Raw genomic sequence first — 22,896 nt, 5'->3', positions numbered from 1 at the left:
ACGCATGAGAACGAGCAATAGAACCCGGATCCTCGATGCGGCCGTGCGGGTGATCAACCGCGATGGCGTACGTGCGGTGACGTTCGAATCGGTGTCCACCGAATCCGGACTGACCCGTGGCGGACTGCTGTATCACTTCCCTTCGCGTGAAGCGCTGCTACGTGCCATCGACGAGCATCTCGTGCAGGGCTGGGAGGCTTCGATGCAGCAGCTGCTCGCGGTGCCGGCCAGCGAATCGAGCGCGGTCGAACGGCACGCGGCCTACCTTCGGGTTTCGGCACAGAGCGCTACCCGCGCCGAGCTGATCTTCATGCTTGAATCGGTCGAGCCGGATACCGACGTGGCGCCCTGGAGCGAGGCCATGGCGCGCTGGGCGCCGGCGCCACCCCGGCCTGGCGAGACCGATCCGGCGGCCTGGGACAACTTCATCGCGCGGCTGGCTGCGGACGGGCTATGGGTGTACGAGGGCATGTACAACGGGAAGATCGCCGAGGACGTGCGCGCCGCAGTCGTGCAGCGCTTGCTGGCGATGCTGCAACCGGCCGGGCCGGTCAGGTGACGATGCGCTCCACCAGCCCCGCTTCCAGCGCCTGGCCCCGCACGATGCAGGTGCCGGCCGGGTCCAGCCGGGCCATGTGGACCCGCGTGTGGGGACGGGCCACCCGCGCGATGATCTGCATGATCTCGGTGGGCATGCGCATGCCGAGGATCACCTGCAGCACCGCTCCCGGTACCGGAATATGGCGTTCCTGGCTGAGCAGCCGCCACTCGTTCTCATAGGCCCAGTGGGACGTCTTGGTGGTGAGGGCGCGCAAGGCGGCACCACCGCCTGCCGCGACGTCGATCGCAGGCAGCCGGCGCGTGTAACGCACCGGGTACAGCGGCAGGCGTTGCGGATCGAGCTCCAGCGCGATGGCAACACCGGCGAACCGACCGGCATACAGCGACCACATCCGCACATCGTCGAAACGATCGGTGAGGCTGCAGATCCGGGTGGGCAGGTTACGGTCGAGCTCGCGGGCGGTGCCGAACTGCGGCCGCGCCGCACCCTGGCCGACCATGCGCGCGAACTGGCCTTCGAAGGGGTCGTTCAGCGCTTCGTAATGCTCGCAGTAGAGCCGTTCGTTGACCACGATATCGAGCAGGTGGGCGAGCTGCTCCACAGGTTTGAATTTATAGAAGATCAAGTGTTCCCCCGATGCTGTCCTCGCCAGCCTGCAGCATCGGCCATCAGCCGATGTGCGGCGCTACCACCCGTACCAGCCGGTCCGTGCCGGTTCGCGCATCATCGCCGCGGCTTCGGCTGAAGCCCGTCCAGTCACCCCGGCAGACGAAACGCAGGTCCGCCTCGCCAGCGGGAACCATGCGCATGGACCAGTAGGGGAAGCGGCGGCCGCTGATCTGCCCTTGGCCCAGCTCCATCATTTCGCAATGGCTGCTGGCTTCGAGGATGCGTGAATACACTTTCCACAAGCTGTCCTCAGGCCCCTCGATGTACTGCATGAAACGGCTGCCGTCGAACAGCAATACCCCGGTGACATCGGCCTGCAGATTGAAACGTTCGGCATCGCGCGTGAGAGCCTCGATGCGCTCGATACTCAGGCCCGGTATTGCTTGACTTGCATACGCCAACGCACGGATTGGCAAAACGGCGACTCCTTTCTTGCTGTGGATCTGAAATCTAGCGTGCAGCCCCGTAAGAAAGTGTCTTCTGCAAATGGACATTCTGAATCGGTCATGGCCTGATCGCATTCATTCTGTGATGCGGTGCACAGGCCGGTCGTCCTGGAGTTTCTGCACGCCACCATGAAGGAGGGTTGACCATAATGGCTGCGACGAAAACCCTGCGGGTAGGCATGTCGAACAGCAATCGGATTCACCGCGACATCATCGTCATCGGTGCCTCGGCGGGTGCGACGCCGGTGCTCACGCGCTTGGCCGCCCTGCTGCCGTCCGACTTTCCACCCGTGCTGCTGGTGCGGCATATCGGCAGCCACCAGAGTGTGCTGCCCGAGCTGCTTTCCGGTGCCGGCAGAATGCGGGTGCGCCACGCCGTGGCCGGTGACGCCATCGAGCCGGGCAACCTGTTGATCGCACCGCCGGACCAGCACATGCTGGTGGCCGATGGCGTGATCCGGCTGACGCGGGGTGCGAAGGAGAATCTCGCGCGTCCGGCGATCGATCCCTTGTTCCGCTCGGCAGCGGCGTGTTTCGGACCGCGGGTGATCGGGGTCGTGTTGAGCGGCCGGCTCGACGATGGCACCGCCGGGCTGCAGGCGATCAAGGCGTGCGGCGGGCTGGCCATCGTCCAGGATCCGGCCGATGCACTCGAGCCGAGCATGCCACGCAGTGCGTTGCGATACGTCGCAGTCGATTGGACGACACCCGGCGAACAACTGGCCGCCACGCTGCAGCGTGCCATCGGCGAACCCATCCGCTCCGCGCCGGCAGTGCCTGCCGCGGTGCGCCACGAGAATGACCTCAGCATGGATACCGGCAATGACATGAGTGGGCTGGACGCCATCGGACGCCCCTCCAAAGTGAGCTGCCCGGCCTGCGGCGGGGTGCTATGGCACATCGACGACAGCGCGCCGCCACGCTACCGTTGCCATACCGGACACGCCTACACCCTGGACGCGCTGGACCAGACCCAGGCACGCCACACCGACGACGAACTATGGCGGGCGCTGCGTGCCTTGCACGAGCGGCAACGGGTGATCGACATGCTGGTAGATCTGCACGGGGAGGCAAGCCGCGAGGGCGCGTTGCGCATCGCCGAACAATCGCGTGTGGCGACAGCGATCCTCCATCTGCGCTCCCTGATGGACGCAGGGGTACCCTGAGCGCGACGGCCGGATCGAGCGCGTATCCGTGTGCCGCGCAGTGGGCTGGTCCTTCAACGCCCTACTGCGCCAGGTAACGCTGCAGTGGGACGACGCGGGCCGCCTTGCCGTCCTCCAGCAGCCGCAGCGCGGTCGCCTTGGCTCGACCGATGCCGGCGACCGCTTCACGCACGACCACGGTGTCGTATTCCCGTGCATTGCTGTCAAAGCAGGTGGCTGCGACACAGGATTCGGCCGTCATGCCGCATACCACCAGCTCGTCCACCCCCAGCTTGGCCAGCAACACCACCAGGGGAGTGGCAAGGAAGGCGGAGTGCTTGGGTTTGAGCACGAAATAATCCCCCGGCTCGGGCTGCAGCAGGCGCGCGATCGTGGACGACGCACCGGGCGTGCGCAGGCAGGCATCGACGAGCTCCTTGAAATCAAGCTGCCAGTTCGCGAAGTTGTCATTGGCGTGGATGACGGGGTGGCCGCGCAGGCGGAACTGTCGTGCCAGGCGCGCGATCTGGCGCGCGGCCCGCACCGCGCCCGGCTTCAGCCGATCAGCGTCGGGGAAGTCGAACAGGGTGAACATGTCGATGACCAGCAGGGCAGGCGAAGATGGACGCATCGGTTCGGTCCCTGCGCCGCTCAGTCGCCGGTCTGGCTGTGCGGAGCAGCCAGTGGCTTGGATTGGGGCGAGTCTTTCTGGCGCAGGAAGATCGTCAGGATCACCAGCGACAACACAGCAAGGAACTCACTCTGCCAGTTCTGGAAGGACTCGAACCAGAAACTGCTGCTCGCCAGATGCTCCCAGCACGTAGGCGGCGACAGGCCCCGCGCCAGCTGGTCGTCGACCTCGGCGCGCCAGCTGCCCGCCAGGTGCAGCAGGAAGCTCATCAGGAACAGCAGCATGAACGCGATGGCCAATGAGTGGCCATACAAGGTCTTCCACAGACCGCCCTTGCGCACCGCCCACGGCGTGCGACCAGGCTCAATACGCTCGTGTTCTTCTGCATGGGAGAGCGGCCGCGATTCGGCCGATCCCTTCTGCCGCAGGCTCACCGTCAACAGGACGTACATGCCCATCTGCAGGAATTCGCTTTCCCAGTTTTCGAAGGTAGCGCTGATGAAATGACCGCTGTGGAGATAGTCCCAGAGCTCCAGCGTGGGGCGGTGGAGCTCGGCGAGCTCCTGGTTATGGTCCAGGAAGCCTGCCCACACCTGCCCTCCCAGGAAGCACAGCAGGAGCGCGAACAATACGATGGACAGGCCGTTTCGTTTCCACATGCCGATACACCCGGTCTGCTTGATTTCACCATCGGCCACGTGCTCACTTCGACACGTGGCCACCTCGACAGGAGGGCGGCACCGCAGTGCCGCCCCAGGTCAGGGCTCTGGATCGGGGGTCTTGCCCCAGCTGCCGGCCTGGCCGAAGTTCGGCTGCGTACTGCCATCGCGCTCGGCCTTGCCGTCAGGCTCTCCTTCGCCGAGCTTGCCGCCTTTGCCATGGCCGCGCTGGTTGTATCCGGCATTCTCGGTGGCGCGCTGGTCATCGGCAGAGGGCTCTGCCTGCCGAGCGGGTTCGTGTGCCGGATCATGATCGGGTTGCATGGTGGTCTCCTGGCAGGCGGTCGGGTCTCAGGCGGCTGCGGCCTCGGCATTGCCGCCGGACTTGGCCAGCATCGTCAACTTTTCGTCGGTGGCCTTTTCCTCCTCCAGCGTCTCCAGCAGAAGCGGCAGGGCATCCTTGTAGCCGAGCTGCTTGGCCAGCGCTGCGATCGTGCCGTAGGAGGCGATCTCGTAGTGCTCGACCTTCTGCGCGCCGCCGATCAGGGCAGCGTCACGCACCGGGCCTTTCTCGATGCCGTCGATCACTTCCTTGCCTTCTTCCACCAGGCCCTCCATCGCGGCGCACTTGATACGCTTCAGGCGAATGCCCAGCACCTCCACCACCTGGTCCAGGCGCTCGATCTGGCCCTGTGTTTCTTCCAGGTGGGTTTCGAACGCGGCGGCAAGATCGGGGTTGGTGGCGGCGCGTGCCAGGCGCGGCAGCGCTTTGGTCAACTGCTTTTCCGCGCTGTAGATATCCGACAGTTCGTGGATGAAAAGGTCTTCAGCGGTTTTGATAGCCATCGAAAGCTCCGTATTGGATTGGGTGAACAGAGATTCCGAGCCTAGGCACGCAGGTGTATGCGGCTCGTCATGCGAGCGCGAAGAGAAACGTGAGGGTTGAGTGCGTGCCGCGTTTTCTTCACTTCGGGCAACGGATTCTTGTTTCGGGGTTCACGCGGCGCTCTCGTCCCGGCGACCGCGGCGGAACGATGCTCGATGGACCGCAGCTTCCGACGGAGATCGACATGAGTGACGACAAGCAGCAGACCGGCAGCCCCGACCGCGACCGGATCAACGTCAACGAGGACTACGAGGTCCAGTACTGGACCCGGACGCTGGGCGTCAGCCGCGAAGCGCTCGAGGCGGCCGTCAAGGCGGTGGGTCCGACCGCCGAGGCCGTGCGCACGCACCTGCGCCGCTAGGCCGCTCGGGATGTCGCTGAGCGAGTACCAGCGCAAGCGGAGCTTCGGCCGGACCCGGGAGCCGGAGCCGGGCAAGAAAGTGCCGGCCGGCCAGCGGGCCATCTTCGTCGTCCAGCTGCATCATGCCAGCAGGCGCCACTATGACTTCCGGCTGCAGATCGGCGGCGTGTTGAAGAGCTGGGCGGTGCCGAAAGGACCCAGCTACGATCCGCACGTGAAGCGGATGGCGGTGGAAGTGGAGGATCACCCGGTTGACTACGCCGGGTTCGAAGGAGAGATACCCAAGGGCGAGTACGGAGGCGGGCACGTGGCGCAGTTCGACCACGGCGTGTGGTCCACCCGCGGCGACCCGGAGGCACAGCTGGCGAAGGGCCACCTGCGATTCGAACTGTTCGGCACCAAGCTCAAGGGCGGCTGGCATCTGGTGCGCTCCGGCAAGCCGGCGCGGCAGCCACAGTGGCTGCTGTTCAAGGAGGACGATGCCTATGCCGGCGATGTCGAGGCGGACGACCTGCTGGCCGACGTCACGGCGGCACCTGCCGCCGACCTCAAGCGCGCCGGTAGTGGCAAGTCCGTCAAGCGTCGGCTGACGGCGGTACCGGTGAGCGCGCGGTCGCGCCGGGGTGGGTGGTCCGGAAAAGCGCTGCGACTGGCCGGGGCGCGCAAGGCCGAGGCGCCGGAAGGGCCGTTCCAGCCACAGTTGGCCAGGCTTGGCGATCATCCGCCAGCAGGAGACCAGTGGGTCCACGAAATCAAATGGGATGGCTACCGGATATTGGCGACCGTGGCCGATGGCGAGGTGCGGCTGTGGTCGCGCAACGCGTTGGACTGGACCGGGAAGCTGCCCGAGATCCGCGAGGCGGTGGCCGCGCTCGGGGTGACGTCGGCGGCGCTGGATGGTGAGCTGATCGCGGGCGGCGGCACCAAGGAGGACTTCAACCTGCTGCAGGCCACGCTGTCCGGCGAGCGCCAAGGTGCGCTGTCCTATGTGCTGTTCGACCTGCTGCATCTGGACGGGGTGGATGTCACCGATGCGCCGCTTCTGCAGCGCAAGGCGTTGCTGCAGGAACTGCTGGCCGATCCGCCGCCGCACCTGGCGTTGAGTTCGCACATCGCCGGCGACGGTGACGCGGCATACCGGCTGGCCGGTGAGCAGCACTTCGAAGGCATCATTTCCAAGCGCGCCGACCGCGGCTACCAGGCAGGGCGTAGCGAGGACTGGCGCAAGACCAAGCAGTTGGCCAGCGACGAGTTTGCCGTGGTGGGCTACACGGCGCCGAAAGGGAGCCGGACCGGATTCGGTTCGCTGCTGCTGGCGAGGCCTGACGCGCGCCATGGCTGGTTGTACGCCGGTCGGGTGGGCTCGGGCTTCACCGACAGCCAGATCAGCGAGCTCAGCGCGATGATGGGGCAGGGGGGCGGCAAGCAGCCAACCGCGTACGTACCGACTACCGAGACCGATCTGCGCGGGGCCACGTGGTTTCCGCCGCGCTTCGTGGTGGAGGTGTTCTATCGGGGGATTGGTGGCCAGCAGCTGCTGCGCCAGGCATCGCTGAAGGCGGTGCGGCCGGACAAGAACGTTTCAGACCTCGCCAGCAGCGACCATGGCCAAGGCAGTGCCGTGGCCACGGCGCCGCCTGCGGGGCGGGCGGCCAATGCGTCGCCGACGCTGTCCAGCCCGACCAAGGTGATCTTTCCGGATATCCAGGCGACCAAGCAGGAGGTCTGGGACTACTACACCGCCGTGATGGACCACCTGCTGCCGGAAATCATCGGGCGTCCGTTGTCGATCATCCGCTGCCCCTCGGGGACCTCGAAGCCGTGTTTCTTCCAGAAGCACCACACCGCCGGCCTGGAGCGCGTGGGCTCGGTGCGGCTGAAGGAGGACACCGGCGTCAATGCGCACTACCTGGTGGTGGAAGATGCGGCCAGCGTGTTGGAGCTGGTGCAGTTCAACGCGCTGGAGTTCCATCCGTGGGGCAGCCATGCTGCCTCGCCCGATCAGGCCGATCGCGTGGTATTCGACCTCGACCCGGGCCCGGACGTGCCTTTTTCGGAGGTCAAGAAGGCCGCCACCGACATCCGCAGGCTGCTGCAGCAGCTGGAGCTGGAATCCTTCCTGCGGGTGTCCGGCGGCAAGGGGTTGCACGTGGTGGTGCCGTTGCACCCGGGCTGCGATTGGGACCTCACCAAGCGCTTCGCGCACGGGTTCGCCGACGCGCTTGCCCGATCCGAGCCCGATCGTTTCCTGGCCACCTCAAGCAAACGCCTGCGCAACAGGCGGATCTTCGTGGACTATCTCCGCAACGGACGAGGTGCGACGGCGGTCGCGTCCTATTCGCTGCGCGGCCGGCCGGGCGCGCCGGTGGCACTCCCCATCTCCTGGAACGAACTGCCCAGGCTGAAGCGCGCCGACAGTTTCACCCTCCGCGATGTACCCGCCCGGCTGAAAAGACGCCGCAAGGATCCATGGGCCGGCATCGACACGCTCCAGCAGAACCTTTCACGGTGGGCGCAGGACGACTGACTGCAGCTGCCCGCCCTTCCATCAAGCACAAGGGGTATTCCATGCGCATTGTTTTCCTCAACGCTACTGCCGTGCTCGCGCTGGCCGCCTGCGGTGGGGGCACCACCTCCTCCAGCGTGCAGGCGCCCGGGGCCGAGGCGGCGCCGACCACCAAGGCACTGGACGCGGGTGCGGCGCTGCTGCAGGACCGCCCGCCGATCGAAGCGATAAACGCCTACCTTGACGGTTTTCATTTCTACAATGGGCACCCGGCAGGGCAGATGGAAGCGCACCATTACTGCAGCATCCTCAACGAGGACGTCATCCAGTGCACCATCTACGATGGCAATGTCCGCGACGCCAAGCTGATGGGCGTGGAGTACATCATCAGCGGGGCGTTGTTCGGCAGCCTGCCCGAGCCGGAGAAGAAACTCTGGCACAGCCACGTGCACGAAGTGAAATCGGGCCAGCTGGTGGCGCCCGGCATCCCCGCCCCGGCCGAGCATGCGCTGATGGAGAAACTCGTCGGCACCTATGGCAAGACCTGGCACACCTGGCATACCGACCTGGACAAGGACCTGCCGCGGGGCATGCCCCAACTGATGATGGGGTTCACCGCTGACGGCCAGATCGACCAGGCCATGCTGACGGCGCGTGATCAGCGGATCGGCATCGACAGCGGGGAACGCAGGGCGGCGCGCGCCGATATTCCCTCGCCGCCGATCGATCCAGGTGCCGATGCCTGGCAGCGCGGCCAGGTCGTCCAGATCGAAGACCCTTCAGGCAACCGCCACGCACAGCACGGCGCGCCCTCCGGCCAACTGATGCCGCAGCCTGCGGGGGAGAATGCCACCTCGCGCGGCACGACGGAAAAGGGGCGCTGAGCCTGGCTGTGCAGCACGCGGGCTCCGCAGCGGTCACTGCGTCTGCAGCGATGCCTGCAGGGCTTTGGCCAGCGCGGCATCACCGTTGACCAGCTCCTCCCAGCGCAGCACGATGCCGTTGCGTTTCCCCTTGCGAACCAGTTTCAGGCCATCCGGGTCGATGGTGAGGGTGAACGCATCGGCACCGACCTGCAGTTCACGGCGCAGTGGCTTGTCGAGCGGGGTCATGGAGTTCCTCGATGTCCTGGCGGCGCGGACTCAATGCCAGAGCCGCATCATGCGCTGGAAGAACAGCGAATTGGGCACCTTCAACAGGCAGTTCTGCGATGCCGGGTTGCTGTCCTGCAGGGTGGTGTAGATGAGATTGATGTCGACCACGCGTCCACGTATCCCGGGTTTGTCCGGGCTGTCGATGACCTCGATCTGGTCATACAGCCGGAACGGCTTGGTCGCGAAGATCAGGAACGAACAGAAGATGTTGGACAGGACGCTCCACGCGGCAAAAAACGCGACCGCCCCCACGGCGGCGAAGCCGGTCAACGCACTCCACAACACGCGTGCGGAGACGCCCAGCCGCTCCAGCGCCAGCAGCAGGGCGGCCGCATAGACCAGCGTTGCAGCGATACGACGCGCGCCGACGGCATACGCCGGCGGGAACTCGTATCGGCTGGCCATCGTGCGCGCGGTCATCGCGACGAAGCGCACCAGCAGCCACGCACACGTCCCGATCAGCAGCAACTCGCTGACCGGGACGACCACGTCCAGCCATTCGTCCAGCCATGTTGGCAACGCGGAGCGAAGCGCGTGCCAACGCTCCATCACAGCGTCACGGCGCCGCCGGACACGGTGAGCAGCGCGCCGGAGGTGTAGCTGGCACCGTCGCAGGCCAGCATCACATAGGCCGAGGCCAGTTCAGCCGGCTGGCCCGGCCGGCCGAATGGCGTCTGCGAGCCGAAGCTCTCGACTTCCTCGGCCGCCATGCCGGCAGGGATGAAGGGCGTCCAGATCGGACCGGGCAGCACCGCATTGACGCGGATCTGCTTGTCCGCAAGCAGGCCGGCCAGCCCGATCGTGAGGTTGGCCACTGCGCCCTTGGTGGCGGAGTAGGGAAGGATGTTCGGGGTCGGTTTCTTGGAATTCACCGAGGCGGTGTTGATGACGTTGCCACCGTTCTGCAGATGCGGCACCGCAAGTCGCACCAGGTTGAATACTGCGTGCACGTTGGTATCGAAGGTGCGCTTCCATTCCTCCAGCGTGATCTCGTCGAAGCTCTCGAAGTAACGCTGGTACGCGGCGTTGTTGACCAGCACGTCCAGTCCGCCGAGCTCCTTGACCACCCGGTCCACAAGCTGCTCGGCCTGGGCAGGGTCACTGATGTCACACGGAGCGAGCAGCGCCTTGCGCCCCGCCTCTTCGATCAGCGCGCCGATGCGTTCGGCATCGGCCTGTTCGTCGGGGAGGTAGGCGATGGCCACGTCCGCCCCTTCGCGGGCAAAGGCGATGGCCACCGCCGCGCCGATGCCACTGTCGCCACCGGTGATCAAGGCCCGCTTGCCGGCCAGCAGGCCATGGCCCTGGTAGGTGGTCTCGCCGTGGTCCGGGGTGGGTTCCATCGGTCCGGTTTTGCCGGGGAAGCCCTGCTGCTGCGGCTTGAAGGGGGGGCGTGGGTAGTCGGGGAGGGACATCGCGTTCTCCAGTGCGGTGAAAGGAGATACCGATGCTGCGCGCTTGCCCGTAAATGACCTGCCGATGCGGTGTCAGTGCGGTGTCACAGCGGGTGAGCGATGGTCGTCATCAGCGCATTTTCCGCCTGCCGCGAATCCAGCCGCGTGTGCTGCACGATGATCGGTTCGCTGGAGTGGATGAGGGTGGCGAACGGCGTTTCGCGCGGCACCTGCATCGGATCGTCCAGGTCGTTGAAGCGGACATGGCGCGTGCGTTGCGCCGGCACCTCGACGCGATACGGCCCCGCCGGTTCGCGGTCCTCGAAGTACAACCACAGTTCGACCTGTGCAGGTCGTTCACTGGCATTGAGGATGCAGCAGGTTTCGTGACTTTCCAGCGCCGGCTGTGGGCCGTTGCTCCAGCCCGGGATGTACCCTTCGGCGATCGCCCAGCGGCGATGGCCGATGCATTCTTTTGGCATGTTCATGACGCGGTTTTAAATCGTGCCCTGTTGCAATCGTGTCAAACGTACAGGAGCGCGCCGTGATTGGATTCCATGCCTCGCATGAGCAGTTCGCCCCCGCCAGCCTGCTCGCCCTTGCGCGGCGCGCGGTGGACAGTGGGTTCGATGCGGTGATGTGCTCGGACCATTTCCATCCGTGGTCGCGCCGCCAGGGACAATCCGGCCAGGCCTGGGCGTGGGCCGGGGCGCTGCTCGGCCAGGTGCCGGTATCGCTGGGCATGGTGACGTGCCCGTCCGGGCGCTACCATCCCGCCGTGGTGGCACAGGCGGTGGCCACGCTGGAACAGTTTGCGCCCACCCTGGTGTGGCTGGCAGTGGGCAGTGGGGAAGCGCTGAACGAGGCGATCACCGGTCAGCCCTGGCCGAGCAAGGACATCCGCAACGCGCGCTTGCGCGCATCCGCAGAGGTGATCCGCCGCCTGTGGGCCGGCGACAAGGTCAGCGTCGAGGGCGAGGCGGGCGTGCAGGTGCGCGAGGCGCGGCTGTACAGCCGGCCGGCCACCCCGATCCCCTTGCTGGGCGCTGCGCTGACCCCGGAAACCGCCCACTGGCTGGGGGGCTGGGCCGATGGGCTGATCACCACCAGCATGCCGATGGAGGATCTGGGTGCGGTAGTGCGCGCCTTCGAAGCAGGCGGCGGCGCGGGCAAACCGATGTACCTGCAGGTCAAGCTTTCCTATGCGCGCAGCTACGACGCCGCGCTCGCCGGGGCGCGCGAGCAATGGCGCCAGAACGTGCTGAGCGCCGAACAGAGTGAACAGCTCAGCCAGCCGGAAGCCTATGAACAGCTCGGCCAGCAGGTGAGCGATGAACGGCTCACCGAGCGGGTGATCGTCTCCCACGATCCCGGCGTGCATCGTGAGGCCTTGCAGGGCTACCTGGACATGGGTTTCCAGCGGTTGTACCTGCACAACGTCAACCTCGAACAGGAACGTTTCATCGACGACTTCGCGTCCCGGGTGCTGCCCGCGCTTCAGCTCCCGCCGCTGTCCACCAGCAGCCAGGCGTAGCCGTAGCCGGCCAGCACCACGGTCTGCTCCTCGACATCGGCGCCGCGCAGGACCACCGGGCGCGCGTGGGTTGCCTCGGCCAGGTGCAGGCGCTGGGGCGTGCGACCCACGTTGACCAGGGTCAGCAAGGCACTGTCGCCGCTGCGGAAGCGCAGCCCGAGGATGGAACGCGGCAGGCCGGGCAGCGCTTCGGCGTCCTGTTCCAGCCATGGCAGCGAACGGCGCGCCTGCAGCAGTTCACGCACGCGACCAAGCAGCGAATCCGGGTCGTCGCGTTGCGCCTGCACATTGACCGCATCGCTGGCCACGCCGCGGTCATGACTGGACAGCGCAGCGCGCCAGGGCGGTGCGGGGCCATCGCTGAAGCCGGCCCGCGGGCCAGGGGCCCACTGCATCGGCACGCGCACGGCATCGCGCTCGGGAAGGCGCAGGTCATCGCCCAGACCGATCTCATCGCCATAGCGCAGCACCGGCACCTGTCCCAGCGAAAGCAGCACGGCGTGGGCCATCGCCAGCGCGCCCACGTCGTGGTCGAACATCGGGGCCAGCCGGCGCCGGATGCCGCGTTCGTAGACACGCATGCCCGGCTCGGGTGCGAACCGGTCCATCACGCTGGCGCGTTCTTCGGGACTCAGCTGCTCCAGGTCCAGTTCGTCGTTGTTGCGCAACCACGCCAGCCGCGAACGTGCCGGCGCATCGGCGTTGTACTCGGCCAGGGTCGAGGTGATCTGGCTGGCGTCCTCCAGCGCGAACGCCAGGAACAGATGGTTGTTGAGGTGGAAATCAAGCAGATGGGACAGGCGCCGTCCGTGGTCCAGGTACTTCCCATACTCACCCGCCTCCACGTCGGCTTCGCCGATGAGGATGGGCGCATCGTGGTGCGCCGCCGCCTGTCCGCGCATCAGCTGCAGCAGCCAGCGGCCTTCGTCGCGCGGGTCGGCGAGGGCCGCGCGTTCCACCATGTAGGGCACCGCGTCGACGCGGAAACCCGCCACGCCTTTGTCCAGCCAGAAGGCGATGATGCGTCCCATCTCTTCGCGCACCTCGGCATTGGCCAGCTCCAGATCGGGTTCATGCCGGTAGAACCGATGCTGGTAGAACCGCGCGGCATCCGCGTCCCAGCTCCACACCGACGCTTCGATCGGGGGAAACATGGGGTCCGGCCCTTGCTCCGGCGGCGAGTCCGCCCAGATATACCGCGCTGCCATCCGCGCGTCGCCGCTGCGCGCCTGCAGGAACCAGGAATGCTGGTCGGAGGTGTGCTGCATGACCAGCTCCACGATCACCCTGATGCCACGCCGCGTGGCTTCCCGGATCAGGAGATCGAAACTGTCGAAATCGCCGATGCGCGGATCGATCGCGCAGTGGTCGATCACATCGTAGCCACCGTCGCGGCCGCCATTGCGGTAGGTCGGCAACAGCCACAGGTGGGTGATGCCCAGCCATTGCAGGTAGTCGAGCTTCTCGACGACACCGGACAAGGTGCCCCAGCCCCTCCCGCAGCCATCACGGAACAGGGAAACGTCAAGTTGATAGATCGCCGTCGAATGCGGTGCCATCGCATTACCTGTGGTCGGGACGGTCCATGGTGCACGCAGTGGCGTCGAGACCGCGTTGTAAGGAGCAGGGTCTCGGCTCAGTGCCGGGTGCAGATCGCGCTGACCATCTCCCACAGGGTCGCCGGAACGAACGGCTTGCTGCACACCGGGTGATCGCCGAAGCGTGCATCGATGGCTGCGGCATCGTAGCCGGTGGTGAACAGGAACGGGATGTCCAGCGCGACCAGCTGGTCGGCCAGAGGATAGGACATCTCGCTGCGCAGGTTCACATCCAGCAGCACCGCGTCGATCCGGTCGTCGTGCTCGGCCACGTACCGCTGCGCCTCGGCCAGCTTGCCGGTGACGCCGAGTACCTCGGCGCCTGCCGATTCGAGGAATTCGGAAACGCTCAGGGCCAGCAGGTAGTTGTCTTCCACTACGTACACCCGGCATCCGGCCAGAATATCGTTGCTCATCTCAACCTCCCGCCAGGCGGCCCCCCGTCCGCGAATGGCTGTCAATGTGTGTGGTCGTAGGGCACTTCGATGCTGCAGAAGACCCCGTCGCTTGCATACTCCAGTCGTGTTTCGGCGTTGAGCGTGTGCGACATCGCGTGCACGATCAGTTGCGTCCCGAAGCCGGTCCGGGAAGGCGCGTGGTCGATCGGCACGCCGGTCTCCTTCCAGGTCAGCGCCAGCCACTGCTGGCCTTCATTCTCCTTCAGTTCCCACGCCACCAGCAGCTGGCCCCCGTCCACCTTGAACGCCCCGTACTTGGTCGCATTGGTGGAAAGTTCGTGCAGAGCCAGGCTGAACGTCTGGGCCATGTCGAAGCTCAGGGCGACCGCGTCGCCGCTCAACTTGACGCGCTCCATCGGCACGCCCAGCGAGGCCAGTTCCGTGCGGACCATCTCGCCCAGGTCGACTTCGCCGGCCAGCGTACCGCCCAGCAGGCTCTGCGCGCGTCCCAGTGCGGCCAGCCGCTGGCCGAAATCGGCAACGTCCTCGCCTTTGCCCAGGGTGCGCAGTGCGATGGCCTGTACGACGCCCAGCAGGTTGCGGGTGCGATGCTGCAGTTCGGCGATGAGCATCTGCTGGCGCTCTTCCGAACGCATCAGGCTGGTCACGTCCAGGAAGGTCACCACAACGCCGTTGGAACGCTCTGCGGCGTCCACGTACGGACCCACGCGCACCAGGTAGCTGCAGCCGCGATCGGCGCAGGAAGCACGCCGTTCGATCATCACTTCTTCCTTCAGCACCCGCTGCAGGTCAGCGTCGAACCCGGGCAGGGCAACGCGGACCGACAGATCGGTGATCGGCCGCCCAAGGTCGCTGTTGCGGATGTTGAAAATGGACTCGACCGCCGGAGTGAAGGAGCGGATCGCCAGCCGCTCATCCAGGAACACGGTCGCTACCTCGGTCGCGCGGAACAGGTTGACCAGGTCATTGTTGGCGCGGTCCAGCGCCTCCAGCTTGCCGTGCAGTTCGGAGTTCACGGTGTGCAGCTCTTCGTTGACCGACTGCAGCTCTTCCTTGGAGGCCTCGAGCTCTTCGTTGGTGGACTGCATCTCTTCGTTGACCGACACCAGCTCCTCGTTGGAGGACTTCAGTTCTTCCAGCGCGGTTTCGTATTCTTCGATCAGCGATTGCAGGCGGTCACGCGTCTCATGCAGCTCGCGCTCGGTCTGCGAGGCGTGGTCGGCGCGGTCCCCACCCTGGCCGATCGCGCGTTCGGAGGCTTCTTCGCGGGTCAGCGCCGGGCCCTGGTCCACGAACAGCACCAGGAACAGGGCTTCGCTGCCCATGCGCTCGTTGAGCGGTTCGATGACCATGTTGACCAGTTGCACCCGGCCATCGTCCACTTCCATCGCCAGCCCGCTGCGCTGGGCGCTGCGGCCGCTTTCCACCGCTTCGCGGAAGATCGTGCGCAGGTCCAGCCGCAGTTCCCGCCGTGCAAGGGTGAGTAGCTGCCGGGTGGGCGCGCCTGCCGGGACTTCCAGGTACTTGCCGGTGCGGCCGGAGAAGTACACCACGTCGCCGTCGCTGCTCACCACCACGTGGGGCGGGGCATAGCGGTCCAGCACCTGCGATTCGGCACTGTGGCGCATGGAGCCGGCGGCGGGCAGGCGCCGGGTACTGCTGTCGGTCGCGGCCTGCTGGCGCGGCAGGATCAGCGACATCGGCAGCCGCACGCTCGGCGTGGAGCCGTTGCGGCGCCGGAATATGCGATTGCGCTTGTCCACGGCCACGAACAGTTCGTCGAACTGGCTCAGGTTCTCGGCAGTACCCAGGAACAGGAAGCCTTCCGGGCGCAGCGCATAGTGGAAGGTGGGGATCACCTGCGCCTGCACGTCCGCGCCGAAATAGATCAGCAGGTTGCGGCAGGACACCATGTCGATGCGCGAGAAAGGAGGATCGCGGATCACGCTGTGGGGCGAGAAGATGCACATCTCGCGCACCTGCTTGGCCACTACCATGCTTTCGCCATCCGGGACGAAGAAGCGCTGCTGCCTCTCCTGGCTGACCGCGCTCAACAGCGGCCGCGGGTAACGCGCGGCGCGTGCAACGGCCAGCGCGCGATCATCGATATCGGTGGCGAACAGTTGCACGCGCGGGGCAACCGGCAACGTCGCCATGTGCTCCAGCATCAGGATCGCCAGCGAATAGACTTCTTCGCCGGTCGCGCAGCCAGGTACCCAGATGCGCACCGTCTCTTCGGGCCCGCGGTTGGCCAGAAGCTGCGGGATGACGTTGTCCTCCAGGCTCTTGAAGGCATCGTGATCGCGGAAAAAATTGGTGACATTGATCAACAGGTCACGGAACAGCAGCCCCGGCTCCTGTGGATCCTTCCGCAGTGCGTCCACGTAAGCGCCGAGATCGCGCAGGCCAAGCACCTGCATGCGCCGGTGCACGCGGCGCAGGAAAGTGCGGGTCTTGTAGCCGCTGAAATCATGGCCCACCTGGCTGCGCAGCAGCATGTAGATCTCAGCCACCGAATCGGCGTCCTGGGCCGAGGAGCGCTGCGTCCGCGCGCCGGCTATGGCCTGGTCGAGCATGCCGATGTTGGCGGCGAACTCGGCGATCTTCGGCCCCATGGATTCAACCGGCAATGCAAAATCAACAAAGCCCAGCTGGATGGCCGAATCGGGCATGTCCGCATATTGGGGCCCGAATCCGTCCGCGACCTGGGCCAGCGTCATGCCGCCTTTTTCCTGGATGGCCTTCAGACCCAGCGTGCCGTCAGCGTCGCCACCGGACAGGATCACGCCCACCGCAAGCGCCTGTGCATCGTCGGCCAGCTCGCTCAGGAAGATGTCGACCGGCTTCGGCTCGCGATGGCCGTGCAGATCCTGCAGTGTCAGCTTGCCTTCGCGGATGCCCAGCACGCTGTCCTCTGGCATCACGTATACATTGCGGGGTTCGACCGGCATGCCTTCCTCGGCCTGCACCACGGGCAGCGGGGTGAAGCGCGCGATGATCTCCGGAAGCTGGGTCCTGCGTGAAGGATTCAGGTGGGTGACCACCACGAATGCCATGTCCGTGTCGTTGGGAACGCCGCGGAAGAACCCCTCCAGCGCTTCTACGCCCCCAGCGGAAGCACCGATGCCGACGACGTGGAATTTTCCTTCTGACACCATGTCGCGGTGTGCCCCGAATTGAGAAATAGTGGCCATGCTCGCCGCCGTCTGGTGGATGTGTCAACCGGTTCAATACCGACCATCATGCCGTTGCACGGGGTTACCACACTGTGTGGATACGGTCGCCCAGCGCACGCCGAGGCACCGCGTGCAGGGAGTGTGACGGCACGTGATGCCGGGGTTGATGCGTTCGTTACCTGCCGGCCACGTGCTGTATGACGGGCGCCGCCGATAGTGACTGCAACCTTGGCTTAAGGAAGCGCCACCACGTGCTGCGATCCCTCGCCCCGAATGACCACGTCGCACCTGCTGCGCACGCAGCGCCGTCCGCTATGCCGCGCGGACGACCTGGCGCTGCGGTGCTGACCGCCTGCGTGTTACCCATTCGCGCCGGGACCGTGGCATGACGGACCCGATGCGCCGTCGTGTGGAGGATGCGGCCGCGAACGATCCGGCCAGCCGGACGTGGCCGGATGCGGGCGCGGGCGGCAGTCGCCCGGGCGACTGGTTCCTGCAATCACTGGTCAGCCTGGTCAACCATCGCCCGCACCTGCGCCTTGGCATCGTGCTGCATGTGCATGGGCTGGAGATAAGCGGAAGCCTGGTTTCGGGCACGGCTTACTTCGAGCGTTTCGCGCGCGCGTTTCCGGATGCGCTCGACCTCGCCGACCAGGCGCAGCGCCAGACCGCGCACGACAGCATCGCCATGCATGCGGCGCGCTACGGCAGCCGCAACGCCGACGACAGTACCGACCCGCCTGATTACCTGCACCTGATCGATGTGCGCGTCACGGCAGTCGGCAGCGCGGATGCAATGGCCCCTGCGCTTCCGCTGTGGCGGGGGCGCATCGACGCCATCGACGGCTTCCAGCTGCAGGGCCGTGAGGCAGGTGCGGGAGTCTCCAGCGCGCGTTGATTCCGTGACCGTGTTGCACAGGATGCGCGGTGCGTCTGCAGCGCGCCAAGCACGTGCCTGCGCCGACAATGCTGCTTGAGTGCACGCCGCTCTGCGGCTGCGCGGTCGCGTGTCGACACAGGAGTCGCCGTCCGCGTCATCGTCTCGTGCAGTACTGCCGCGTCTGGTGTCACGTGGCATCGTCATGCGTTCGACGGCGTTTTCAAACTGCGCCGCCTACGCTATGCACGTCGGTACTTCCACCGACTTCTACGCTATCCAGGAGAACGAAATGGCAAACAACAACAACCAGTCCAATCGTGGTTTCGCTGGCATGGACGAAGACAAGCAGCGCGAGATCGCCGCGCAGGGCGGACGTGCTGCGCATGAATCCGGTAACGCACATGAGTTCAGCTCGGAAGAGGCCCGCGAAGCCGGTCGCAAGGGTGGCGAGGCGGTAAGCCAGGACCGCGAGCACATGTCCGAGATCGGGCAGAAGGGCGGCCAGCAGCGCCAGGACGGCGGTGGCAACCAAGGCGGCAACCAGGGCAACCAGCAGGGCGGGCGCCAGCAGAGGTAATCTGCACCTCCCCTCCCTGGGCCCGGCACCTGAAGCGCTCCGCGCGTGGGTGCCGGGCTTTTTTCATCACGGTCGAAGCGCGGGTGAGCAACCGCGACAAGCATGTGCTAACGGCCCCTGCACCTTAAAAGCACACACTTTCCACGACCCGTTGGCGGCTGGTTGACGGGCCAGCGGACATGCTGTCCCTTCCCACCCGCGGAGAAGCAACGACATGACAGAGATCAAGGAAAACCTGCTGGATTGGCTGCGTGACGCCCATGCAATGGAACAGCAGGCCGAGCAGATGCTGAAAGCACAGGCAGGTCGGATCGATCACTATCCGAAACTCAAGGCGCGTATCGAAGAACACATCCAGGAAACGGTGGGCCAGCGTGAGCGCCTGGAACAGTGCATCAGCAACCTGGGCGGGTCGCCGTCCATCGTGAAGGATGCGCTGGGCAAGATGGCGGCGATGGGCCAGGCCATCGGCGGAATGACCGCATCGGACGAGATCGTCAAGGGTGCGATGGCGGGCTATGTGTTCGAGTGCTTCGAGATCGCCAGCTACACCTCGCTGATCGCCGCAGCGCGCACCGCCGGCGAGCATGAAGTCGCACAGGTGTGCGGTGAGATCCTGGTCCAGGAAGAGGCGATGGCCGCTTGGCTGCTCGAGAACCTGCCGGAGGTTACCGAAGAGTTCCTCGTGCGTGACGCGACCCCCGGCGTGACCGCGAAGAAGTAACCGGTCCGCGGCAGCAGCGCAAGGAAAACCCCGGCGCGACGGCCGGGGTTTTTCTTTGCGCCGGCGACCGGTTCGTGAACGCCATATCAGCATCGAGGCGGCAGGTACTCATGCGCTGCCCACGTGCCATCCACGGCCGTACACGGGTGCCACGCGCATCCTCGTTGCGTGGGCCGAAAGCCTTGGGCGCACACCATCAATGTCGAGCCATCGGACCCAGCGTGCGCGCACCGCGCAGACGCTGCGGCGCCGTCGCAAAAAGAGGAGTTGCTGATGTTTCTTCACCACAAAAAGCTGATGTACACGGTCCGCGTGCGCGAAAGCAATCCAGCGCTTGCCACCCTCATGCTGGAACAGTTCGGCGGGCCACAAGGTGAGTTGGCGGCCGCCATGCGCTATTTCACCCAGGCACTGGGCGAATGCGATCCCGGGCGCAAGGACATGCTGTACGACATCGCCACCGAAGAGATCAGCCACCTGGAGATCATCGGTACGATCATCGCGATGTTGAACAAGGGCCCCAAGGCCGTGCAGTCCGAAGCGATGGCCGAGGTCGAGGACATGCGGCTGCTGAGCCAGAACAGCACCAGCCATACCGAGCAGATCCTCTACGGTGGCGGCCCCGCCCTGGTCAACTCCAGCGGCGTGCCGTGGACTGCCGCCTACGTGGATTCCATTGGCGAGCCGACCGCGGACCTGCGATCGAACATCGCCGCCGAAGCCCGTGCGAAGCTGGTCTACGAGCGGCTGATCAACGTGACCGACGATCCGGGCATCAAGGATGCACTGCGTTTCCTGATGACCCGCGAAGTGGCCCACCAGAAGTCCTTCGAGAAGGCCCTTTACAGCATCACGCCGAACTTCCCGCCGGGCAAGATGCCGGGCGATCCGGCCTTCACCGATCTGTACATGGATATGTCCCAGGGCGAGGGTGACCAGGTTGGCAGCTGGAACAGCGGCGAATTGTGGGAACGGGTCACTGACCGCGATGCGCAGGCGGCCCTGGACGGCGGCGACGGATCGTTCTCAGTGGGCTTGACGCCGGCCGAGCAGGCGGCAGTGGAGGAAATGACCCTGCGAACGATGTCCAATCCGGAAATCGAGCCGGCGACAGGCGCCGAACTGGGTGCTGGCGTGGGCGCCGGCGCGGTGCTGCGCCGGCCCCGCGAGCCCTGACCCCAGCGCTGGAACCATCACGCATTGAAAAAGCCCGGCCATGGCCGGGCTTTTTCGGTGCCCCAGTGCGGCTCACGCGCCGGGTACGAACACGGCGCGGACACAGCCTTCCTTCTTGTGCTTGAAGAGGTCATAGCCACGCACCGCGTCCTCCAGCGGCATGCGATGGGTGGCCATGAAGCGCGGCAGCAGATCACCCTGCTGGGCGAGCGCGAGCAGCCTGGGCAGGTAGTGCTGACCATGCTGCTGCGCGGTGCGCACGGTGATGCCCTTGTTCATCAGCGTGCCCAGCGGGAACTTGTCCATGACCCCGTAGACGCCGAGCACCGACAGCGTGCCGCCCTTGCGACAGGCCAGGATCGCTTCCCTCAGCGCCTGGCCCCTGTCGGTGTGCAGGTGCAGCGCCTGCTTCACGCGATCGTAGGCGTAGCCGGCGCCCGTGCCATGGGCTTCCATTCCCACCGCATCGATGCAGGCGTCGGGCCCGCGGCCGCCGGTCAGTTCGCGTAGCGCCTCGGGCACGCTGTCCACGGCGCTGTAGTCGAGGGTTTCGCTGCCCACCACGTCCCGCGCCATGGCCAGGCGCTCGGCAAGGCGGTCGATGCCGATCACCCGCTCGGCGCCCAGCAGGCGTGCGCTCAGCTGGGCCATCAGGCCCACCGCGCCGCACCCCCATACCGCCACGACGTCGCCGGGCCGGATGGCACAGAAATCCGCGCCCATGAACCCGGTCGGTCCGGCATCTGACAAGAACAACGCATCTTCATCGCTGACGTCGTCCGGGATGGCAAAGCAGCCGACGTCGGCATGCGGCACGCGGATGTAGTCGGCGTGCGAACCGGCATAGCCACCGAAGGCGTGCGTGTACCCGTAGATCCCGGCAGTGGGGTAGCCCAGTACGGGCTCCTGCAGGTGACCGTTCGGATTGGTGTTGTCACACAACGAATATTCGTGTCGCCCGCAGTGCCAGCAGCGGCCACAGGAGATGAAGGATGGGATCACCACGCGCTGGCCAGGGCGGATCGCGGTGACCGCCGGGCCGACCTCCATCACCGTTCCCATGAATTCGTGGCCGATGATGTCGCCTTCGCGCATGCCCGGGATGTAGCCATCGATGAAATGCAGGTCCGAGCCGCAGGTCGTGCTCAGCCCGACCTTGATGATCGCATCGCCCGGGTTGACCAGGATCGGATCAGGGGTGGTTTCCACCCGCAGGTCGTTGACGCCATTCCAGCAGAGGGCACGCATGGGGGAATCTCCTGTTCGGCCTCAACGTGCGGCCGGATTGGACTGCAGGGTAGGGACTTCGCCGGTTTCCAGGCCGGCGCGGAGGCGGCGCAGGATCTGCCCGGCCAAGGCTGGGGGGGCGGGATCCAGCAGTCGCGCTGCCAGCCGTTCGACCACGCCGTCCGGCGCGTAACGCACCTGCAGTTCCGCTTCCACGCCATCCCGGTTGACGCAGGGCCTGGCGGTGAGCGAGAGCGATGCCAGCACGCCGGCGTCGCCCTCCACGTCCTGCTGCACCCGCAGCGCGGACTGCCCCACGGTGCGCAGGAAAACGACCGGATGCTGGCCCAGCGGTGCGCTCACCCGCCAGCGGCTGCCTTCCCTGCTCGACTCGACGAAATCAGCGAAGCCGGCAAACAGGACGGACTGCACGGCCGGGTCGGTCCATGCATCCAGCACGCGCTCGACGCTGGCCTGGAGGGTAATCGCCCGCCTGATCGGCGCTGGGCGGGCAGCTTCGCTGTCATGGGGATCGGGAACGTGCATGGTGGGCTCCGTGGATCAGCGGCCGCTGGCGGGGGTGCCGGTCAGGCGTTCTGCCTGGGCAAGGTGATCTGCTACGTGTCCACGGGTCTTCTGCAGGAATGTCCGCACCTCGGCATCGGCTGCCGCAGGCAGGAGGCTGTCATCCAACGTCTGCAGCGCCTTGCGGTGGTCCTTCACCATGGCCTGCAGGTAAGCACTGTCGAACGCGGCGCCCTGGTGCTTGGCCAATGCGGCGGCTTCAGCCTTTGCCTCGGCCGTCTTGGCCTGCGCCGGCGCGCTGCTGCGGTCGGGCTTCCACGCTGCCAGCATCTTCTCGTTTTCCGTGTGCGAGCGGACCATGGCCTGCGCGTAGTGGCGGGCAGGTTCGGTCTGGGCCCGCGACAGAGCAAGTTGCCCGGCGTTGATTTCCGCCTGGTTGATCGCCGAAAGCACGCCCAGGGCCTGCTGCTGGCGCAGTTCGCCAGACGGGGCGTTGGCGGTGGAAGCGGCGCTGCTGGAGGGGGAAGGGGCTGCACTCGTCTGTGCGCTGGCGGCGCTGCTGCCGATCAGGCCCAGGGCGACGACGGTGGCACGCAGGGGAACGATGAAGGACATGGCGCGGATCTCATGGATGAGGAAGCTGGATG

25 protein-coding genes and 1 pseudogene are annotated in these 22,896 nt (G+C 66.0%); 10 read left to right on the top strand and 16 right to left on the bottom strand.

The window, feature by feature from the left end; all coding sequences use genetic code 11:
- The first annotated feature begins 4 nt into the window (after positions 1–4).
- Positions 5–559 (top strand): TetR/AcrR family transcriptional regulator, encoded by a 555-nt coding sequence (locus ACI2JH_RS17600; protein WP_101100472.1) that lies wholly within the window; start codon positions 5–7, stop codon positions 557–559.
- On the opposite strand, the gene ACI2JH_RS17595 is transcribed toward ACI2JH_RS17600, so the two are convergent.
- Both ACI2JH_RS17595 and ACI2JH_RS17590 read right to left on the bottom strand, forming a co-directional pair.
- Positions 552–1,187, bottom strand: a complete 636-nt coding sequence (locus ACI2JH_RS17595; RefSeq protein ID WP_157825054.1) for a DUF2971 domain-containing protein — start codon at positions 1,185–1,187, stop codon at positions 552–554. The genes ACI2JH_RS17600 and ACI2JH_RS17595 overlap by 8 nt on opposite strands.
- Positions 1,188–1,230: 43 nt before the next feature.
- Complete coding sequence (locus ACI2JH_RS17590; RefSeq protein WP_182656151.1) at positions 1,231–1,647, bottom strand: BLUF domain-containing protein; 417 nt, start codon at positions 1,645–1,647, stop codon at positions 1,231–1,233.
- Positions 1,648–1,826: 179 nt separating this feature from the next.
- Here ACI2JH_RS17590 and ACI2JH_RS17585 point away from each other — a divergent pair, with 179 nt between their 5' ends.
- Positions 1,827–2,843, top strand: coding sequence for a chemotaxis protein CheB (locus tag ACI2JH_RS17585; protein ID WP_404736822.1), 1,017 nt, complete (start codon positions 1,827–1,829; stop codon positions 2,841–2,843).
- Between the two features lie 61 nt (positions 2,844–2,904).
- Here the strand turns inward: ACI2JH_RS17585 and ACI2JH_RS17580 are convergent, their stop codons facing one another.
- From ACI2JH_RS17580 to ACI2JH_RS17565, 4 genes and pseudogenes are all read right to left on the bottom strand, one after another.
- Entirely contained in the window at positions 2,905–3,453 is a 549-nt protein-coding gene (locus ACI2JH_RS17580; protein ID WP_101100476.1) for a cysteine hydrolase family protein, read from the bottom strand.
- Positions 3,454–3,473: 20 nt separating this feature from the next.
- Positions 3,474–4,112: a DUF6766 family protein gene (locus ACI2JH_RS17575; protein ID WP_182655996.1), complete on the bottom strand. Its 639-nt coding sequence runs from the start codon at positions 4,110–4,112 to the stop codon at positions 3,474–3,476.
- A gap of 120 nt (positions 4,113–4,232) precedes the next feature.
- A pseudogene (locus tag ACI2JH_RS17570) lies at positions 4,233–4,436 on the bottom strand (hypothetical protein); the annotation flags it as partial.
- Between the two features lie 27 nt (positions 4,437–4,463).
- Entirely contained in the window at positions 4,464–4,958 is a 495-nt protein-coding gene (locus ACI2JH_RS17565; RefSeq protein ID WP_101100479.1) for a ferritin-like domain-containing protein, read from the bottom strand.
- A 224-nt stretch (positions 4,959–5,182) separates the two neighbouring features.
- On the opposite strand from ACI2JH_RS17565, the gene ACI2JH_RS17560 reads away from it, so the two are divergent.
- The 3 genes from ACI2JH_RS17560 to ACI2JH_RS17550 are packed head-to-tail and all read left to right on the top strand — an operon-like array spanning position 5,183 to position 8,749.
- The gene (locus ACI2JH_RS17560; protein ID WP_182655997.1) at positions 5,183–5,359 is read left to right on the top strand and encodes a DUF3606 domain-containing protein; all 177 of its coding nucleotides are present in this window, start codon (positions 5,183–5,185) and stop codon (positions 5,357–5,359) included.
- Between the two features lie 10 nt (positions 5,360–5,369).
- Positions 5,370–7,886, top strand: coding sequence for a DNA ligase D (ligD, locus tag ACI2JH_RS17555; protein WP_404736821.1), 2,517 nt, complete (start codon positions 5,370–5,372; stop codon positions 7,884–7,886).
- Positions 7,887–7,927: 41 nt separating this feature from the next.
- Entirely contained in the window at positions 7,928–8,749 is an 822-nt protein-coding gene (locus tag ACI2JH_RS17550; protein WP_182655999.1) for an OBAP family protein, read from the top strand.
- A 33-nt stretch (positions 8,750–8,782) separates the two neighbouring features.
- On the opposite strand, the gene ACI2JH_RS17545 is transcribed toward ACI2JH_RS17550, so the two are convergent.
- From ACI2JH_RS17545 to ACI2JH_RS17530, 4 genes are all read right to left on the bottom strand, one after another.
- Positions 8,783–8,977 carry a hypothetical protein gene (locus ACI2JH_RS17545; RefSeq protein ID WP_101100482.1) on the bottom strand — a complete coding sequence of 65 codons (195 nt, stop codon included), beginning with the start codon at positions 8,975–8,977 and terminating at the stop codon, positions 8,783–8,785.
- Between the two features lie 30 nt (positions 8,978–9,007).
- Positions 9,008–9,568, bottom strand: a complete 561-nt coding sequence (locus ACI2JH_RS17540) for a mechanosensitive ion channel domain-containing protein (protein ID WP_182656000.1) — start codon at positions 9,566–9,568, stop codon at positions 9,008–9,010.
- Entirely contained in the window at positions 9,568–10,434 is an 867-nt protein-coding gene (locus ACI2JH_RS17535; protein ID WP_191768696.1) for an SDR family oxidoreductase, read from the bottom strand. The genes ACI2JH_RS17540 and ACI2JH_RS17535 overlap by 1 nt, the downstream gene beginning before the upstream one ends.
- Positions 10,435–10,517: 83 nt before the next feature.
- Positions 10,518–10,901, bottom strand: coding sequence for a sensory rhodopsin transducer (locus ACI2JH_RS17530; RefSeq protein WP_182656002.1), 384 nt, complete (start codon positions 10,899–10,901; stop codon positions 10,518–10,520).
- Positions 10,902–10,957: 56 nt separating this feature from the next.
- Between ACI2JH_RS17530 and ACI2JH_RS17525 the strand changes: the two genes are divergently transcribed.
- On the top strand, positions 10,958–11,947 hold the full coding sequence (locus tag ACI2JH_RS17525; RefSeq protein ID WP_404736820.1) for a TIGR03885 family FMN-dependent LLM class oxidoreductase: 990 nt from the start codon (positions 10,958–10,960) through the stop codon (positions 11,945–11,947).
- On the opposite strand, the gene ACI2JH_RS17520 is transcribed toward ACI2JH_RS17525, so the two are convergent.
- The 3 genes from ACI2JH_RS17520 to ACI2JH_RS17510 all read right to left on the bottom strand — a co-directional run bounded on the left by ACI2JH_RS17520 (position 11,911) and on the right by ACI2JH_RS17510 (position 17,122).
- Positions 11,911–13,506 (bottom strand): alpha-amylase family glycosyl hydrolase, encoded by a 1,596-nt coding sequence (locus ACI2JH_RS17520; RefSeq protein ID WP_404736819.1) that lies wholly within the window; start codon positions 13,504–13,506, stop codon positions 11,911–11,913. The genes ACI2JH_RS17525 and ACI2JH_RS17520 overlap by 37 nt on opposite strands.
- Before the next feature lie 77 nt (positions 13,507–13,583).
- A complete protein-coding gene (locus ACI2JH_RS17515; RefSeq protein WP_157825056.1) occupies positions 13,584–13,961 on the bottom strand; it encodes a response regulator in 378 nt (125 codons plus the stop codon).
- Positions 13,962–14,002: 41 nt separating this feature from the next.
- Positions 14,003–17,122 carry a CheR family methyltransferase gene (locus ACI2JH_RS17510; protein WP_404736818.1) on the bottom strand — a complete coding sequence of 1,040 codons (3,120 nt, stop codon included), beginning with the start codon at positions 17,120–17,122 and terminating at the stop codon, positions 14,003–14,005.
- Between the two features lie 403 nt (positions 17,123–17,525).
- Between ACI2JH_RS17510 and ACI2JH_RS17505 the strand changes: the two genes are divergently transcribed.
- The 4 genes from ACI2JH_RS17505 to ACI2JH_RS17490 all read left to right on the top strand — a co-directional run bounded on the left by ACI2JH_RS17505 (position 17,526) and on the right by ACI2JH_RS17490 (position 20,497).
- Positions 17,526–18,038: a hypothetical protein gene (locus ACI2JH_RS17505; RefSeq protein WP_404736817.1), complete on the top strand. Its 513-nt coding sequence runs from the start codon at positions 17,526–17,528 to the stop codon at positions 18,036–18,038.
- A 271-nt stretch (positions 18,039–18,309) separates the two neighbouring features.
- The gene (locus tag ACI2JH_RS17500) at positions 18,310–18,597 is read left to right on the top strand and encodes a KGG domain-containing protein (RefSeq protein WP_101100521.1); all 288 of its coding nucleotides are present in this window, start codon (positions 18,310–18,312) and stop codon (positions 18,595–18,597) included.
- Between the two features lie 214 nt (positions 18,598–18,811).
- Positions 18,812–19,321, top strand: a complete 510-nt coding sequence (locus ACI2JH_RS17495) for a ferritin-like domain-containing protein (RefSeq protein WP_101100490.1) — start codon at positions 18,812–18,814, stop codon at positions 19,319–19,321.
- Positions 19,322–19,594: 273 nt separating this feature from the next.
- A complete protein-coding gene (locus ACI2JH_RS17490; RefSeq protein WP_101100491.1) occupies positions 19,595–20,497 on the top strand; it encodes a manganese catalase family protein in 903 nt (300 codons plus the stop codon).
- Positions 20,498–20,569: 72 nt separating this feature from the next.
- Here ACI2JH_RS17490 and ACI2JH_RS17485 read toward each other — a convergent pair whose 3' ends face one another.
- From ACI2JH_RS17485 to ACI2JH_RS17475, 3 genes are read right to left on the bottom strand one after another with little or no spacing between them, the layout of a single operon-like run.
- Positions 20,570–21,745: a zinc-dependent alcohol dehydrogenase gene (locus ACI2JH_RS17485; protein ID WP_404736816.1), complete on the bottom strand. Its 1,176-nt coding sequence runs from the start codon at positions 21,743–21,745 to the stop codon at positions 20,570–20,572.
- 21 nt (positions 21,746–21,766) lie between these two features.
- The gene (locus ACI2JH_RS17480; RefSeq protein WP_319275466.1) at positions 21,767–22,270 is read right to left on the bottom strand and encodes a hypothetical protein; all 504 of its coding nucleotides are present in this window, start codon (positions 22,268–22,270) and stop codon (positions 21,767–21,769) included.
- Positions 22,271–22,285: 15 nt separating this feature from the next.
- Positions 22,286–22,864 carry a DUF4142 domain-containing protein gene (locus ACI2JH_RS17475; RefSeq protein WP_404736815.1) on the bottom strand — a complete coding sequence of 193 codons (579 nt, stop codon included), beginning with the start codon at positions 22,862–22,864 and terminating at the stop codon, positions 22,286–22,288.
- Positions 22,865–22,896: the final 32 nt, after the last annotated feature.

This window comes from Stenotrophomonas sp. NPDC078853 (assembly GCF_044901215.1).
Taxonomy (GTDB): Bacteria; Pseudomonadota; Gammaproteobacteria; order Xanthomonadales; family Xanthomonadaceae; genus Stenotrophomonas; species Stenotrophomonas lacuserhaii.
Note: the sequence above shows the minus strand (reverse complement) of the source record. Positions and strands in the feature narration are given on the sequence as shown.